The sequence below is a fragment of the Kocuria sp. U4B genome (assembly GCF_054875615.1).
This window is the reverse complement of the sequence record NZ_CM142180.1, coordinates 1,906,959-1,922,592: the sequence shown is the minus strand read 5'-3', so window position 1 is coordinate 1,922,592 and position 15,634 is coordinate 1,906,959. Positions and strand designations below refer to the sequence as shown.

At 72.0% G+C, this 15,634-nt stretch carries 13 protein-coding genes; 2 read left to right on the top strand and 11 right to left on the bottom strand.

The genetic code is table 11. The features are described 5' to 3' along the window. Positions 1 to 13: 13 nt before the first annotated feature. The 6 genes from ACYSMR_RS09120 to arsB form a co-directional block, all read right to left on the bottom strand. Positions 14 to 1,702: a thiamine pyrophosphate-dependent enzyme gene (locus ACYSMR_RS09120; protein WP_461744719.1), complete on the bottom strand. Its 1,689-nt coding sequence runs from the start codon at positions 1,700 to 1,702 to the stop codon at positions 14 to 16. A gap of 273 nt (positions 1,703 to 1,975) precedes the next feature. After that, complete coding sequence (locus tag ACYSMR_RS09115) at positions 1,976 to 3,391, bottom strand: sugar porter family MFS transporter (protein WP_251333670.1); 1,416 nt, start codon at positions 3,389 to 3,391, stop codon at positions 1,976 to 1,978. Positions 3,392 to 3,548: 157 nt separating this feature from the next. After that, a complete protein-coding gene (locus ACYSMR_RS09110; RefSeq protein ID WP_251333669.1) occupies positions 3,549 to 4,757 on the bottom strand; it encodes an ROK family transcriptional regulator in 1,209 nt (402 codons plus the stop codon). A gap of 141 nt (positions 4,758 to 4,898) precedes the next feature. Further along, positions 4,899 to 5,459 (bottom strand): NAD(P)H-dependent oxidoreductase, encoded by a 561-nt coding sequence (locus ACYSMR_RS09105; RefSeq protein ID WP_251333668.1) that lies wholly within the window; start codon positions 5,457 to 5,459, stop codon positions 4,899 to 4,901. 147 nt (positions 5,460 to 5,606) lie between these two features. Further along, positions 5,607 to 6,047, bottom strand: a complete 441-nt coding sequence (locus ACYSMR_RS09100) for an arsenate-mycothiol transferase ArsC (RefSeq protein ID WP_461747996.1) — start codon at positions 6,045 to 6,047, stop codon at positions 5,607 to 5,609. Positions 6,048 to 6,099: 52 nt separating this feature from the next. Then, positions 6,100 to 7,206 carry an ACR3 family arsenite efflux transporter gene (gene arsB, locus ACYSMR_RS09095; protein ID WP_251333666.1) on the bottom strand — a complete coding sequence of 369 codons (1,107 nt, stop codon included), beginning with the start codon at positions 7,204 to 7,206 and terminating at the stop codon, positions 6,100 to 6,102. A 146-nt stretch (positions 7,207 to 7,352) separates the two neighbouring features. Here arsB and ACYSMR_RS09090 point away from each other — a divergent pair, with 146 nt between their 5' ends. Then, positions 7,353 to 7,670, top strand: a complete 318-nt coding sequence (locus ACYSMR_RS09090) for an ArsR/SmtB family transcription factor (RefSeq protein ID WP_251333665.1) — start codon at positions 7,353 to 7,355, stop codon at positions 7,668 to 7,670. Positions 7,671 to 7,707: 37 nt separating this feature from the next. On the opposite strand, the gene ACYSMR_RS09085 is transcribed toward ACYSMR_RS09090, so the two are convergent. Continuing rightward, a complete protein-coding gene (locus tag ACYSMR_RS09085; RefSeq protein ID WP_251333664.1) occupies positions 7,708 to 8,040 on the bottom strand; it encodes a glutaredoxin domain-containing protein in 333 nt (110 codons plus the stop codon). A 508-nt stretch (positions 8,041 to 8,548) separates the two neighbouring features. Between ACYSMR_RS09085 and ACYSMR_RS09080 the strand changes: the two genes are divergently transcribed. Beyond that, a complete protein-coding gene (locus ACYSMR_RS09080) occupies positions 8,549 to 9,322 on the top strand; it encodes a phosphatase PAP2 family protein (protein ID WP_461747995.1) in 774 nt (257 codons plus the stop codon). Between the two features lie 30 nt (positions 9,323 to 9,352). On the opposite strand, the gene ACYSMR_RS09075 is transcribed toward ACYSMR_RS09080, so the two are convergent. From ACYSMR_RS09075 to ACYSMR_RS09060, 4 genes are all read right to left on the bottom strand, one after another. Beyond that, positions 9,353 to 11,575, bottom strand: coding sequence for an MMPL family transporter (locus ACYSMR_RS09075; RefSeq protein ID WP_461747994.1), 2,223 nt, complete (start codon positions 11,573 to 11,575; stop codon positions 9,353 to 9,355). Between the two features lie 108 nt (positions 11,576 to 11,683). Then, on the bottom strand, positions 11,684 to 12,073 hold the full coding sequence (locus ACYSMR_RS09070) for a universal stress protein (protein ID WP_251333661.1): 390 nt from the start codon (positions 12,071 to 12,073) through the stop codon (positions 11,684 to 11,686). Between the two features lie 31 nt (positions 12,074 to 12,104). After that, positions 12,105 to 13,571 carry an APC family permease gene (locus tag ACYSMR_RS09065; protein ID WP_251333660.1) on the bottom strand — a complete coding sequence of 489 codons (1,467 nt, stop codon included), beginning with the start codon at positions 13,569 to 13,571 and terminating at the stop codon, positions 12,105 to 12,107. Positions 13,572 to 14,092: 521 nt separating this feature from the next. After that, complete coding sequence (locus ACYSMR_RS09060; RefSeq protein ID WP_251333659.1) at positions 14,093 to 15,619, bottom strand: peptide MFS transporter; 1,527 nt, start codon at positions 15,617 to 15,619, stop codon at positions 14,093 to 14,095. Positions 15,620 to 15,634 lie beyond the last annotated feature (15 nt).

Here is a 15,634-nt window from a genome sequence, read left to right as displayed (position 1 = left end):
GGTGCGGTCCGGGTCAGTAGGCCTTGACGCGCTGCTCCACGACGAGGTGGATCAGCGCGAAGCGGCCCTGGTCGTCGATGGCCGTCAAGGCCTGTTCGAGGGCGGCGGGGATCTCGGCGTCGTGCTCCACGCGCACCCCGAACCCGCCGAAGGCCTCGGCCATGAGCGCGAAGTCCGGGTTCTTGAGCTGGGTGCCCGAGACCCGGTGCGGGTAGTCGCGCTCCTGGTGGGTGCGGATCGTGCCGTACTCCTGGTTGTCCATCACGATCACCAGCGGGGTCGCCCCGTACTGGGCGGCGGTGGCCAGCTCCTGGCCGTTCATCAGGAACTCCCCGTCACCGGCGATGGTCACCACCCGACGGCCCGGGAAGCGCAGGGACGCCGCGACGGCCGAGGGCACCGAGTAGCCCATCGAGCCGTTGCGCGCGGAGATCATCGCCGCGTAGCCCTGGGTGGGGAAGTAGCGGTGGGCCCAGTTGGTGTGCTCCCCGGCCCCGAAGGTCACCATGGCGTCGTGGGGCAGCCCGGCCACGAGGTGGGCCATCAGGGTGTCCATCCGCGCCGGGGCCTCGGCCGGGGTGTCGGCGGTGACGAGCGGGGCGGGGGTGGAGAAGGCCACCTGGGCGGCGCGCAGCCGGTTCGTCCACTCCTTCCAGGTGTCCTTCACGGGCAGGTCGATGCGCACGAGGTCGCGCACGAACACGTCGGGCTTGGCCACGATCTGGTAGGACACCGCCCCCGACCGGCCCCGCAGGGACGGGTCGATGGTGACGAGGAAGTTCTTCTTCTGCCAGTCCTGGCGGACCAGGAAGCCGTTGGTGATGACATCCCCCGGGACGGTGCCCACGAAGACCAGCAGGTCGGTCTCCTCCAGCAGCTGCCGGGTGAAGGCGGGGCGGCCGTAGCCGATCGGTCCCACGTAGGAGTCCGAGTCGAAGGGCACGGTGCCCTCGGTGCGCCACTCGGCGGCGGCCGGCAGGTGGTGCTCCTCCAGCCAGGCGGTGAGCCCCGCGGCGCCCTCGGTCGTCCAGTCGTTGCCGCCGGTGACGAACAACGGCTTGTCGGCCGCCTCCAGGGCATCGCGCAGGGCCTTCCAGTCGTTGACGGTCATCCCGCCGGTGGCCACCGGGATCGGCGGGTGCAGCTTCGCGTCGATCTCGACCTTGATGATGTCCTCGGGCAGGCCCACCACCACGGGTCCGGGGCGGCCGGAGTTGGCCGCGAACATGGCCTCGGCCACGATCTCGGAGGCGCGTTCGGGGTGGTCGAGGACCATCACGCGCTTGGCCCCGGAGTCGAACCAGGCGTGCGGGTCGAACTCCTGGAACGCCTCGCGGTCGCGGTGCTCGAAGGGGATCAGCCCGACGAACAGCACCATCGGGGTGGAGTCCTGCCAGGAGGTGTGCAGGCCCACGTGGGCGTTGGCCGCCCCGGGCCCGCGGGTGACCATGGCCACCCCCGGAACGGGGTTCATCTTCCCGTCGGCCTCGGCCATGTAGGCCGCACCGCCCTCGTGGCGGCACACCACGGTCTCGATCGGGGAGGCGTGCAGCCCGTCGAGGACGTCCAGGTAGGACTCACCGGGCACCACGTAGGTGCGCTGCACGCCGTGGGCCACGAGCGTGTCCACGATGACGTGGCCCGCCGACTTGCGGTCGGCGGCCTGTGCGGGGGAAGCGGGGTCCGCTGTGATCTGGGTCAACCTGGGGTCCTTTTCGCCGTTGAAAATGAACGCGGAACGTGGGTGCGCGGAACCCGGGCTCAGGTACCGGGTCGTTCGCGGTCCTCCGAAAATACCCGATGCGCCGCGCGTTCTGTGTCGTGACGGTCACGAACGGGTAATCATCCCCTCACCCGGCCCCGAGAGCGCGGTGAGCCGACACCGGCGCCGGCGGGCCGGGACGGGAGCACGGACGACGGCGGGCCCCTCCCGGATGGGGAGGGGCCCGCCGTCTGGGGAGCGTGCGCGGACCGTTCAGTCCGTCATGTCCTCGAGTTCCACGCCGGTGGTCTCGCGGACCATCTTGATCGTGAAGAGCAGCGAGATGAGGGCGAAGAACGCGTACAGCCCGTAGGCGAGACCCAGGGAGGCGGCGGCCAGGGGCGGGAAGGACACGGTGACCACGAAGTTGGCGATCCACTGCACGAACCCGGCCACGGCCAGGGCGGCACCGCGGATCTGGTTCGGGAACATCTCGCCGAGCAGGACCCACATCATGGGGCCCCAGGAGACGCCGAAGAACACCACGAAGAGGTTGGCGGCCACGAGGGCGATCGGGCCGGCGGTGGGGCCGAGCTGCGGTGCGCCGTCGACGACGTTCGCCGTGGCGAAGAGCACGGCCAGGGTGGCCAGGGAGAGGGTCATGCCCGCCGAGCCCACGAGCAGCAGCGGGCGCCGGCCGACGCGGTCGACCAGGGCGATCGCCACGACGGTGACGACGACGTTGGTCACCGAGGTGATCACGGTGATGGTGAACGAGTCCGCCTCGGTGAAGCCGACCGACTGCCACAGCACGTTGGAGTAGTAGAAGATCACGTTGATGCCGACGAACTGCTGCAGGGCGGCGAGGCCGATGCCGACCCACACGATGGGCTTCAGACCTGCCATGCGGCCGCGCAGGTCGGACATCCGCGGCTTGCGCTCGGAGTGGACGGACTGCTGGATCGCCTGGACGCGGTCGTTGGCGGAGACGATCCCCTGGAGGCCGGTCAGCACCTGGCGGGCGTCGTCGGGGCGGCCTGCGAGCACCAGGTACCGGGGGGACTCCGGGATGGCGAAGGCGCCGATGCCGTAGGTCACCGCGGGCACGGCCATCGCCAGGAACATCCAGCGCCAGGCCTCCAGCCCGAGCCAGAGCGTCTCGTCCGCGCCGCCGGCCCAGGCCGCCAGCAGCGCGTCGACCGTGAGCGAGACGAAGATGCCGAGCACGATGCCCAGCTGCTGCAGCGAGCCGAGCCGTCCGCGCACCGCTGCGGGGGCGACCTCGGCGATGTACGCCGGGGCGATCACGGAGGCGACGCCCACGGCGATGCCGCCGACGACGCGCCAGACGATGAACCAGCTCAGGTGGTACGCCAGGCCGCAGCCGAGCGCGCTGAGCAGGAACATCACCGCGGCGATCTTCATGACGGGAACGCGGCCCAGGCGGTCGGCGATCCGCCCGCCGAAGAACGCGCCGACGGCCGCGCCGAGGAGGGCCGAGGCCACGGTGGTGCCGAGCACGGCGGGACCGATGCCGAACTCGGTCCGGAGGGACGCGACGGCGCCGTTGATCACGGCGGAGTCGTAGCCGAAGAGAAAGCCGCCGAAGGCGGCGACGATGCTGATCCGGATGACTGCCGCGGTGTTCGCGTCACCGGCGAGCCGCGAGCTCGAGGCCTTGTTGCTCATCGCACAGCTCCCTTGCTGGTGGAGAGGTCGGCGCGGGACCGGACGTGCCAGGAGCCCGCCGCCCCGGGGGACGGGAGGGCCCGCCGTCGCCGAGGGGTTCTTGTGATGCGCTCAACAGTAAAACTTCGAGGAGGGAATGTCCATTAGTCGAACATTGCTACTGACCCGTCGGTAAGTTCTCCGGTCCGGCCCCCACCGGCAGCTCGGCGCGCTGCAGCGCCACGATCACGGCGCCGGCCACATGGGCCTGGAGGCCGAGCCGGGCGGCCTCGATCCGCAGCTCGCGGACGTTGCCGTGCACCCCGTGGCGGGAGACGGTCTCGCGCAGCGGGCCGAGGAGCAGCTCCCCGGCGCGGGCGATCTCGCCGCCGATCACCACGAGCTCGGGATTGAGGGTGTTGCACAGCGTGGCCACGGTGGGGCCCAGCGTCCGGCCGGTGTCGCCGACGACGCGCCCGCAGGCCACGTCGCCCGCCAGGGCGGCGTCGACGAGGCCCTCCACGGTGAGGTCCGGCCCGTGGGTGCCGGCCAGCAGGCGGGCGACCTCGCCGGAGGAGACGAACGTCTCGAGGCAGCCGCGGTTGCCGCAGCGGCACACCCTGCCGCGCTCGTCGAGGGTCGAGTGCCCGATCTCGCCCGCGGACCCGGTGGCGCCGCGGAAGAGGGAGCCGTTGAGGATCAGCCCGGACCCCACGCCGTGGCCGACCTTGACGTACACCATGTTGCGGGTCCCGCGGCCCGCGCCCCACGCGAGCTCGCCGAGGGCCCCGGCGTTCGCGTCGTTCTCGACGACGACGGGCAGGCCCAGGAGCCGTCCGGACTCCTCGCGCACGTCGATCCCGCCCCAGGCGGGCAGGATCGCGGCGGCGCTGATCAGCCGTCCCTCGAGGTCCACGGGGGCCGGGAGGGTGAGTCCGGCGGCCAGGAGCCCGGAGCGGGGGAGGCCGGCGTCCTCGAGGAGGTCGTCCAGGACGGCGCCCACCAGCTCGAGGCCCTCGGCGAAGCGGTGCCCCGCCGGGAGGTCGTGGCGGCGCTGGGCGAGGATCCGCTGGTTGAGGTCGGCCACGGCGACCGTGAGGTGGCGGTGGCCCACGTCGATGCCCACCACGTGCCCGGCCGAGCCCCGGAAGCTGATGAGCTGGCCCCGGCGGCCCGCGTTGTCCGCCTCCATCGCCAGCAGGCCGGCGCCGATCAGCTCGTGGACGATGTTGGAGACCGTGGACGGGGCCAGGGCGGTGCGCCGGGAGATCTGGGCCTGGGTCAGCCGGCCGTGGCGGCGGACGGTCTCGAGCACCCGGCGCTGGTTCGCGTTGCGCAGGGACGTCTGGGAGCCCGGCTTCAGCCGGGGCCCCGGGGGCACGGACATCGCCGTCCTCTTTCACCGGTGAACGTGGTTGTTGCACCAATTGTAGGTGGCGTTCGGAGGTCGAAGACAAGAGAGAGGACCACGACGTCGCCCCCGCCGCGGGCGCGGCGGGGGCGGGGGCGAGCAGCAGGGAGGGGTCGCTCAGGAGACCGGCTGGAGCTCCTCGGCGGTGCTCAGCGCGGCCAGCACGGCGTGGATGGCGGCGACGATCTCGGGGTCCTCGGCGGGGGGCGTGGCCTCGAAGCGGGCGGCGGCCCCGCCCACGGCGAGCCGGGGCTCCTCGAGCACCCGGGCGCCGGCGATGCCCAGTGCCTTGCGGACCTCCTCCTGGGCCCACACCCCGCCGTACTGGCCGAAGGCGCTGCCGATCACGGCCGCGGGCTTGCCCTTGATCGCGCTGTCGCCGAACGGGCGGGAAAGGACGTCGACCATGTTCTTGATCGTGGCGGGCATGGTGCCGTTGTACTCCGGGGTCACCACGAGCAGGGCGTCCGCGGCGGCGGCGGCGTCCCGCAGCGCCTCGAACGGAGCCGGGCGGGTGCCGTCCACGTCCACGTCCTCGTTGTAGAAGGGCAGGTCGGCGAGGCCCTCGTAGACGACGACGTCGACGTCCTCCGGGGCGACGGCCCGGACGGCCTCGAGGAGCATCTTGTTGGTGGACGCCTGGCGCGGCGAGCCGAGGAACGCGAGGACGGTGGTCATGGCGGGGTTCCCTCCGGTCGGAAAAAGTTGACGTCTCAATAACGGTGTCCGGCGCGGAACCCTTCCCGCTCCCCGTCCGCTGTGGGCGGCATCACTCCCGGACCGCCGGGCTGATCGCGTCCGCGGGGCCGGGTTCACGGGCCGGGTTCACGGGGCCGGGTCGGCGGGGCGGGCGGTGAGCTCGGTGAGCAGGGCCTGGACGCGGGCGTCGATGTCGTCGCGGACCAGGCGCATCCGCTCGATGCCCCCGATGCCGCGGGTGGAGGGCTCGTCGGTGTGCCAGGTCTCGACGGTGCCCGCCATCCCCTCGGCGGGCTCGACCTTCGCCTCGTCGCCCAGCACGACCACCCGGTCGACCCGGCGCAGCAGGTCGGGGTCGACCGGCTTGGGGTGCCCGTGGGACATGTCGGCGCCGACCTCGGCGATCACCTCGGCGGACAGCGCATTGATCGTGCCGCCCGGCGTGGTGCCGGCGGAGTGGACCTCCACGGACCCGTGGGCGTAGTGGTCCATGAGGGCGGCGGCCATCTGGGACTTGCCGCCGTTCTTGGCGCAGACGAACAGGACAGAGGGCTGGGTGTCGCTCAACGGGGACTCCTGGAGGTTCGCGGGAACAGGGGAGGTGCGGGACCGGGTCCGGTCAGCGGGTGGGAACGGTGGCATCACCGGGGAACAGCTTGCGCCCGGCCTCCAGGGACACATAGACCAGGGCCACCAGCACAGGCACCTCGATGAGCGGGCCGACCACCCCGGCCAGGGCCTGCCCGGAGGTGACCCCGAAGGTGCCGATGGCCACGGCGATGGCGAGCTCGAAGTTGTTGCCGGCGGCGGTGAAGGCCACGGTGGTGGACCTCGCGTAGTTCAGGCCCAGGGCGCGGGAGGCGAGCAGGCCGATGCCGAACATGAGGAGGAAGTAGGCCAGCAGCGGCCAGGCGATGCGCACCACGTCCCAGGGGCTGGAGGTGATCGCCTCGCCCTGGAGGGCGAAGAGCAGCACGATCGTGAAGAGCAGCCCGTACAGGGCCCAGGGCCCCAGTCCGGGGAGGAACCTCTGCTCGTACCAGGTGCGGCCCTTGGTCCTCTCCCCGAGCGTGCGGGTGAGGAACCCGGCCACCAGGGGGATGCCCAGGAAGACGAGCACGGAGACGACGATGGACCACGCGGAGAACTCCGCCGACGTCGCCGGCAGGCCCAGCCACCCGGGCAGGACCTGGAGGTAGAACCAGCCCAGCGCGCCGAAGGCGAGCACCTGGAAGACGGAGTTGACCGCCACGAGCACGGCCGCGGCCTCGCGGTCCCCGCAGGCGAGGTCGTTCCAGATCAGCACCATGGCGATGCAGCGGGCCAGGCCCACGATGATCAGCCCGGTGCGGTACTCCGGCAGATCGGGCAGGAGGAGCCAGGCCAGGGCGAACATGAGTGCGGGCCCGACGATCCAGTTCAGCGCCAGGGAGGCGCCCATCAGGCGCCTGTCCCCGGCCACCCGGTGGGTCTCGTCGTAGCGCACCTTCGCCAGCACCGGGTACATCATCACCAGCAGCCCGACGGCGATGGGCAGAGAGACCTCCCCGACCGTCACGGCCTCCAGGGCGGTGTCCAGTCCGGGCACGAGGCGGCCGAGCAGGAGGCCTGCGGCCATGGCGAGCAGGATCCACGCCGGCAGCCAGCGGTCGAGGAAGGACAGGTCCCGGACCGCGCCGGAGGGCGCGGCCGTGCGGGCGGGGGAGGCCGTGGGGGACTGCGTCATGCGGGTGTTCCTCTGCGGGGTCCGGGGCGGAGCGGGAGCGCCGGCGCCGCGCGGTGCGCCACCCCGTGTCCCGGGTGCATCGACGGACGTCGATCCTGGGTCATCCTAGGTGTCACATAGATCACCGTCAATGTATGGTGGAATGCATGTCCTCCCCGTGCTGCGCCCTGACCGAGCGCCCCCTGACCGCCGACGAGGCCGGGCGGCTCGCCGGAGTGCTCAAGGCGCTTGCCGATCCCACGCGCCTGCGCCTGCTCTCCCACGTGGCGGCGCAGGGGTGCGAGGCCGTGTGCGTGTGCCACCTGGTGGACGACCTCGGCATCAGCCAGCCCACGGTGAGCCACCACATGAAGAAGCTCGTGGACGCCGGTCTGGTCACCCGTGAGCAGCGGGGCAGGTGGGCGCACTACAGCCTGGTCCCGGCGGTCTTCGCGGAGCTGGCGGCGTTGCTGGACCTGGGCTGACGCGGCCCGCCGGCTCCTCGACCTGCCGGGCCCGCGCTCAGCGGGCCTTTCGGGCGTGGTCGATCAGACCCCTGGTCGCGGCGACCGCCTCCGGGGAGGCTGCGACGAAGTGCTCCGTGCCGGCGACCACGGTGGGCACGGTGGCGTTGCCGTCGTTGAGCGACTCCACGAACGCGAGGGCGTCTTGGTCCTCCCAGATGTTGGTCCAGGTGGCGCTGTCGGCGTCCTCGCCCAGTCCGTGCTCGAGCATGCTGCAGAACGGGCAGCCGGGGCGCCAGTAGATCGCCACGCCTCCCTGCTCCACGTGCCGCACGGCATCGGCGTGGGACGCGGACGGCCGGGTCCTGCGGGACGGGTCCTTCTTGAACACGGGTTCTCCTCCACTGCTTGCGGGATCCACCGACCGGGGGTGCGGCCGGGTGCGGTGGCCGCACAGTCTAGCGCCCTCCCCCGCAAGGTCCCGTCCCCCGGCCCCGGGACAGGGGAGCCGGCTCCGGGAGCCGGTTCCAGCACCGGCGTGAGGCCCGGAAGGAGGTCAAATCCCCATCATGAGGTTGATCTTCCGCTGACTTCGCCACCTGTTCCACGTGAAACTCCTCAGCGACGCGAGCAATCAGCCTTTTGCTGTTGATCGAGGCCGCCGCCGACGTATTCGGCCGGGTCCCGTCACACAGGGGTCCGAGCTGTCCCCGCTTCCGCCCACATGCTTCATGATTTGTCATTCTTTGTATCGATTCGGCGAAAATTCCCCCAACCCCCTTGGCAACGCCCCTCCGGACCGCTCCGGCAACGTGGCGTGTGTCATGGTGGAGCACATGGCACTACCGGCGCAGCACTCTTCCCCCCGGCCGGCCCGTTCCACCTGGTCCCTGCCCCAGTTGCACCAGTGGCTGGTCGTCCCGTTCATCGTCGTGCTCGTCACGGCGACCGTGGGCCGCCTGCTCGTGTACTCCCCCGGGACGGCGGCCCAGGAGACCGAGGTCCTGCAACGGCTCCAGGCGGCGCACGTCGGCGTCCTGGACGCCCTCGCCCTCGTCCTCCACCACGCGTTCTCGACCCCGGGGGCGCTCGCGATCATCGCGGCGCTCACCGCGTGGCTCGCCCGGGCACGCCGCCGTCCGTGGGACGCCGCCGGCTTCGCCGTGACCGCGCTCAGCGGGTGGGCCGCCGTCGCGATGGTCAAGGTCGCCGTGGGCCGTCCCCGCCCGGACGCGTCCGCGTTCGCCGATCCCCTGGTCCTGGTGGACGGCCTCACGTCCTTCCCGTCGGGGCACACGGGGGCGGCGGTGGCGATCGGGGCGGCCTTCTGCCTGGCCGTGCGGGGATCCCTCGCCGCTCCCGTCGTGCTCGTCGCCGGCCTGGTGACCGCGGTGCTCGTGGGGCTGTCCCGGGTCTACCTGGGCGTGCACTATCCGCTCGATGTCCTCGCCTCGTTCCCCGTCGCGTGGGCCGGGCTCGCGGTGGGCTGCGGGCTCGCCAACACCGTCGTGCCCGCGCTCGCCTACGGCTTCGGCTGGCGCCAGGAGGGCGCCGGGTTCGTGGCGCCCGACGCCGGCGACGACGCGCAGGACGGTGCGCCCGCCGAGGAGGCGCATCCCGTCACGGCGCACGTGCCGGTCGTCGCCCGGCACTCCGGTCACCACGCCGCCTGAGCCCGGCCCCGGGTCCTCCCGGGGTCCGGCTCAGGGCTCGATCCGCCGGTGGAAGGGCCACCAGACGGCCCGCCCGACGTCGTAGGTCAGGGCGGGCACCAGCAGGGAGCGCACGATCAGCGCGTCGAGCAGCACGCCGAACGCCACGATGAACGCCAGCTGCACCAGGAACATGATGGGGATGACGGCCAGCGCCGCGAAGGTCGCCGCCAGCACGATCCCCGCCGAGGTGATCACCCCGCCCGTGAGGGCCAGGCCCCGCAGGATCCCGGCGCGGGTGCCGTGGGAGAGCGACTCCTCGCGCACGCGCGACATGAGGAAGATGTTGTAGTCGATCCCCAACGCCACGAGGAACACGAACCCGAACAGCGGCACCGACGGGTCGGCTCCCGGCAGGTCCAGCAGGTGCTCGAAGACGAGCGCCGAGACCCCGAGCGCCGTGAAGAACGAGACCACGGTGGTGAGGACCAGCAGGACCGGGGCCAGCACCGAGCGCAGCAGCAGCATCAGGATCAGGGTGATCACCACGAGGATCACCGGGATGATCAGGGTGCGGTCCTGGATCGAGGTCTCGTTGGTGTCGATGGTCGTGGCGGTCGTGCCGCCCACGAGGATCTCCTGGTCCAGCGCGGACAGGTTCTCGCGCAGCTGCCGCACGGTGGCCTCGGCCTCGGGGGAGTCCGCGGCGTCCTCGAGGGTGGCCTGCAGCTGGTACCGGCCCTGCGCCTCGGTCGGCTCGACGCCCGCGAACGGGCCCACCGCGGCGTCGCCGAGCGGCACGGTGCCGGACGGGGAACCGCCGGCGACGGCGGAGACGTCGGCCACCCCGCCGGTGGCCTCGACCGCCTCCACGGCCGCGTCCAGCTCCTCGGTGGGCACCATCACGACGGCGGGACTGCCCGAGCCGCCGGGGAAGTGCTCCGCGAGGGCCTGCTGGCCGTCGCGGGCCTCGGACTCGCCGAGCACGAGCTCGCTCTGCTCCACGCCGGAGGCCTGGAACTGGGTGCTGAACCCGGCGAGGATCAGCAGCACCAGCGTGGTCACGAGCCAGATGGCGCGCGGGGCCCGCGCCACGAACCGGGCCACGGAGGCCCACAGGCCCCGGCCCTCGACCGTCGGACGGCCGTCCGCCCCGTGGTCGACGACGCGCACGCGCTCGGCCTTCCCCGGGTCGTACCGGGGGCGGAAGGGCCAGAAGGCGCCGCGCCCGGTCGCGTGGAGCACGGCGGGCAGGAAGGTCAGCGCCGCGAGGATCGACATGACGATGCCGACCGAGGCCACGGGGCCCAACGCCTTGTTGGAGGCGAGGTCGGACAGCAGCAGGCACAGCAGGCCCGCGATCACCGTGGCGCCGGAGGCGATGATCGGCTCCGCCGAGCCCTTCAGCGCCGCCCGCGTCGCGTCCCCGCGGTGCCGGTGGCGGAGCAGGGCGTCCCGGTAGCGGGCGGTGTAGAGCAGGGAGTAGTCGGTGGCCGCGCCGACCACGAGGATGAAGAGGATGCCCTGGACCTGTCCGCTGATCCGCACGACGTCGTTGGCGGCGAGCCAGTACACCAGCAGGATCGCGGCGCTCAGCGCGAAGACCGAGGTCAGCAGCACGAGCACCGGCAGCACGGGGGAGCGGTAGACGACGAGCAGGATCACGAACACCACGGCCAGGGCGACCCCCAGCAGCAGACCGTCGATGCCGGCGAAGCCGGCGACGAGGTCGGCCGTGAAGCCGGCGGGTCCGGTGACGTAGCTCTCCAGCCCCTCCGGGATGCCCTCCTCGAGCTGGGCGGACAGGGCCTCGACGTCGTCGACGACCTCGCCGTCCGGCAGGGGCACGACGACCGAGAGGGCCTGGCCGTCCTCGGAGGGCAGGGGCGGGGAGGTCTCGCCCTCCGCCAGGCCCGCCTCCTGGACCGCCGCGGTGAGCTCCTGGGCCCAGGCCCGGTCCTCGGCGGTGAGCCCGCCCTCCCGGACCAGGAGGACGATGGCGGGGATGGCGTCCGAGTCCCGGAACGCGCCCTGCAGCTCCGTGACGCGGGTGGACTCCGTGGACTCGGGCAGGAAGCTCGACTGGTCGTTCGTGGAGACCTCGGAGATCTTCCCGAAGTACGGCCCGCCGATCCCGGCCACGGCCAGCCAGCCCACGATCAGCAGCGCCGGGAGCAGCACCCGCAGCCACCGGCGGCCGCGGGACGGCCGCGGAGGTTCCGGGGCGTCCGCCCACGGGGCGGGCCGGGAGCCGGCGGGTGCGGTGGAGGGCATGGCGGGGCCTTTCCGGGCGGTGGGGCGGCGCAGCGGCCGACGCGTCCCGAGGCTGCCGGGATCCGGCCCCAGTCTAATAGTTCGAAAACAGAACTAACAGGACCCGGCTCAGTCGTAGATCGCCTTGACGCACAGCACGGGGCAGGGACTCTCCAGCAGCACGCGCTGGGCCGTGCTCGCCGTGATGATCTTCCCGACCGGGGAGCGCCGGCGGATGCCCAGGACGATGAGCTCGGCGTCGTGCTCGCGGGCGGTGTCGAGGATGACGTCCGCCGGGTCGCTGTCGTGGTCGGGCTCCCGCAGCACGTAGCGCACCCCCGAACGGGCGAGCTTGTCCTGCTCGACGTCGATGTCCGCGACGACCTCCTGCGACTGGTGGCGCCGCGGCCGCGGCTGGACCACCACGAGGTCCGTGCTGCGGCGCTCGGCCTCGAGGATCGCGGCGTCCAGGGCCGCGTGTCCGGGGGCGGTGGGCATGTATCCGACGACGACGGTCACGGGATCTCCTCGGGTGCGGCGGGGGCGGGGGTCAGCGGTTGCCGAGGTGCGGGTCGCGGCCCTCGGGCTCGTCCTCCAGGCGGGCGAGGTCCTCGGGGTTCTCGAAGCGCACCTTGCGGCCCAGGAACAGACGGTCGTAGATGAAGTTGAGGATCCACAGGCCCAGGCCGATGGCCAGCAGCACCGCCGCGATCTGGTACTCGATGACGTCCTGGGCCCAGGGGCCCACCAGGAAGGCGCACGTGAGCGCGCCGAGGTAGGGCAGGACCCGGGGCGCGTGGAAGTAGTCGTGGGTGGGCGTGGTGTCCCGGCGCAGGATGATCGCCGCGATGTTGACGATGGTGAACACCCCGAGGAGCAGGAGGGCGGTGGTGCCGCCGAGGGCGCTCGCGGTGCCCTTGCCGAGGATGTTGTTGATCGCGATGATCAGGCCCATGGCCAGGACGGTGGTGAAGATGATCGCAGACCACGGGGTCCGGCGGACGGGCAGCACGTAGCCCAGGAAGTCGGGGAGCACGCCCTGCCGGGCCATGCCGTAGAGCAGGCGCGAGGCCATGAGCATGTTGATCAGCGCGGTGTTGGCCACGGCGAAGATCGTCAGGAAGGGATAGATGGTGTCGATCGGGATGTTCGGCGCCCCGGTCTTGACCATGTCCAGCAGCGGGGTGGTGGACTCGCCGAGCACGCCGATGGGCACCACCGCCACGGTGAAGATCGAGACCAGCATGTAGACGGCGCCCGTGAGCCCCAGGCCGAAGAGCATCACGCGGGGGAAGTCCCGGCTGGGGTTCTTGGTCTCCTCGACCATGTTGACCGAGTCCTCGAAGCCCACGAAGGAGAAGAAGGCCAGCGAGGTGACCGCCGTCAGCGCGAGGAAGAGGCCCTTGTCCTCGGAGGTCTCGAAGACCATCGTCTGGCTGAAGTCGGCCTTGCCCTGGAACGCCGCCCAGAAGCCCACGAGGATCACGATGAGCAGACCGGTCAGCTCCACGCAGGTGAGCACCACGTTGAACGCCAGGCCCTCGGTCACGCCCCGGACGTTGATCGCGGCCAGCACGGCGATGAAGAGCACCGCGATCACCGTGATGCCCGTGGTGCCGACGTCGAGCCCGAAGCCGCGGGCGAAGTTGGAGGCCACGGCCGAGGCGGCCGTCGAGGCCGACGTCAGGCCTGAGCTGAGCACGGCGAAGGTCACGAGGAACGTGACGAAGTGGACCCCGAAGGCCTTGTGCGTGTACAGGGCGGCCCCGGACGCCCCGGGGTACTTCGTCACGAGCTCCAGGTAGGAGAACGCGGTGATGGTCGCGACCACGAACGCCACGAGGATCGGCGCCCAGGCCGCGCCGCCGATCTCGCCCGCGATGTTGCCGGTGAGGGCGTACACGCCGGTGCCGAGGATGTCGCCCACGATGAACAGCAGGAGCAGGCCGGGGCCCATGACCCGCTTGAGCTCGGGCTGATGACCCGCCCGGGTGGTCGGTTGCGCGGACTGGGCCATGGGATACCTCGCATCGGTCAGGTCGGGTGGACGTGCGCCGGGTCGGACAGTGACGGTGCTCTCAGCCTATGCCAAGGTTCGGGCCCGACCCAGGGGGACGGGCGGCCACGGCCTCCCCGGCCGGGAGACGTGACCTCCTCGGCGCGCCGTTGCGCCCTGTCCTCCCTCGCCGTGGCGTTCGTGGCCGCCGGCGCAGGCCTCCGGGCGCCACCCGGGGACGGCGCTCACCCGGACGTTCTCGGGGCGGCTCGTGCGGGGCCCGCGCGAGGGGGTCCTCGCGCGCTGCACGAACATGTCGCCCACGGCATGTGTCCAGGTGGATCAGCGGTCGGAGCCCGTCCGGGCGACTGCGGCGGGAGGTCTGGACCCGGAGGCGATCGGCCTGTGGGCCGGTCCGTCCTCCGCGGCCGAGCGGGAGGTCCCCGCGGCCGCGGTGGTGCGGGAGATGGTTCCCGGCACGGCCCGGGACGAGGCCGGCCCCCTCCGCGGCGTGCCGGGGCGGAGGGGGCCGGGGGGGGGGATCAGCGGACGCCGCGCATCCAGCGGGTCACGGGCCGGGCCAGCAGCAGCAGGACCGCGCCGATCGCGATGGTCACCGCGCCGAGCACCCCGAAGTAGGCGCCCTCGGTCCGCTCGCTGTAGAACACGGCGAGCGATCCGGACAGCGCCGTGCCCAGGGCCACCGACAGGTAGTTCAGCGCCACCATCAGCACGGGGTACGCCCGCGGGGCGAGCTTGGTGGACAGGGACAGGCCCACCGGGGAGACCAGCAGCTCGCCGAGCGTGGCGACGAGGAGGATCAGCGCGATCCACAGCACGGGCACCGCGCCCACGCCCACCATGGGCAAAAAGACGAGGAACGCCGAGCCCATGAGCATGATGCCGAGACCGAACTTGGTGGGGGTCGAGGGCTGCCGCGCGCCCAGGCGGGTCCACAGGGCCGCGAACACGGGGGCGAAGACGATGATGAAGAACGGGTTGAAGGACTGCACCCACGAGATGGGCATGGTCCAGTCGCCGAGCGCCCGGTCCAGGCGGGTGTCCGAGTAGATCGTCACCACGGTGAACTGCTGCTGGAACAGGGCGAAGAACGCGGCCGAGCCGATGAACATCGGGATGAAGGACCGCACGCGGGAGCGCTCGTCGTCGTCGACCTTCCTGCTGGTGAGCAGGACGGTGAACAGGGCCACGGCCGCCACGACGGTGACGACCACGACGACGTTCGCGAGGTTGTCCGCGGTGAGCAGGCCCGTGAGGACGGCCACGACGACGACGGCGACCGCGGCTGCGGCGATCCCGGCCCACTTCCCGTACTGGTCGCGGGGCAGGGGGTTGGGCACGTGGTGGACCTCGCCGGGGAGGTTCCTGCGGTTGAGCGCGTACTGCGTCAGGCCCAGGGCCATGCCGATCGCGGCGAGGCCGAAGCCGAGGTGGAAGCCCCAGGTCTGCTGGGCCCAGCCGGTGAGCAGCGGGCCGAGCAGGCCCCCGATGTTGACGCCCATGTAGAAGATCGAGAAGCCGGCGTCGCGGCGGGGGTCGTGGCGGTCGTAGAGGGAGCCCACGAGGCTGGTGATCGTGGTCTTGAGCCCGCCGGAGCCGATCGCGATGAGGATCAGGCCGGTGGCCAGGCCCGGGACCGCGGGGATCAGGGCGAGGCAGACGTGCCCGAGCATGATGAGCACGCCGCTGAGGAACATGGTCCGCTCGGAGCCCAGGATCCGGTCGGCGACCCACCCGCCCACGATGGCGAAGAGGTAGACGGTGCCGCCGTAGGCGCCCACGATGCCGGCGGCCGTGGCCCGGTCGATGCCCAGCCCGCCGTCGGCCGTGGCGAAGTACATGTAGAGCAGGACGATGCCCTGCATGCCGTAGAAGGAGAACCGCTCCCACGTCTCCACGCTGAACAGGTTCGCCAGCATGCGCGGCTGGCCGAAGAAGGTCCTGCCGGAGGGGTTGCGGGGGTCGGTCCCGGGGGTGTCGTCGGAGGGATCGCGCGGTCGCAGGGCGCTCGTGGCGCCGTCCGTCGCGCGAGGGGTCTCGGAAGTCATGGCGTCCATGCTCCA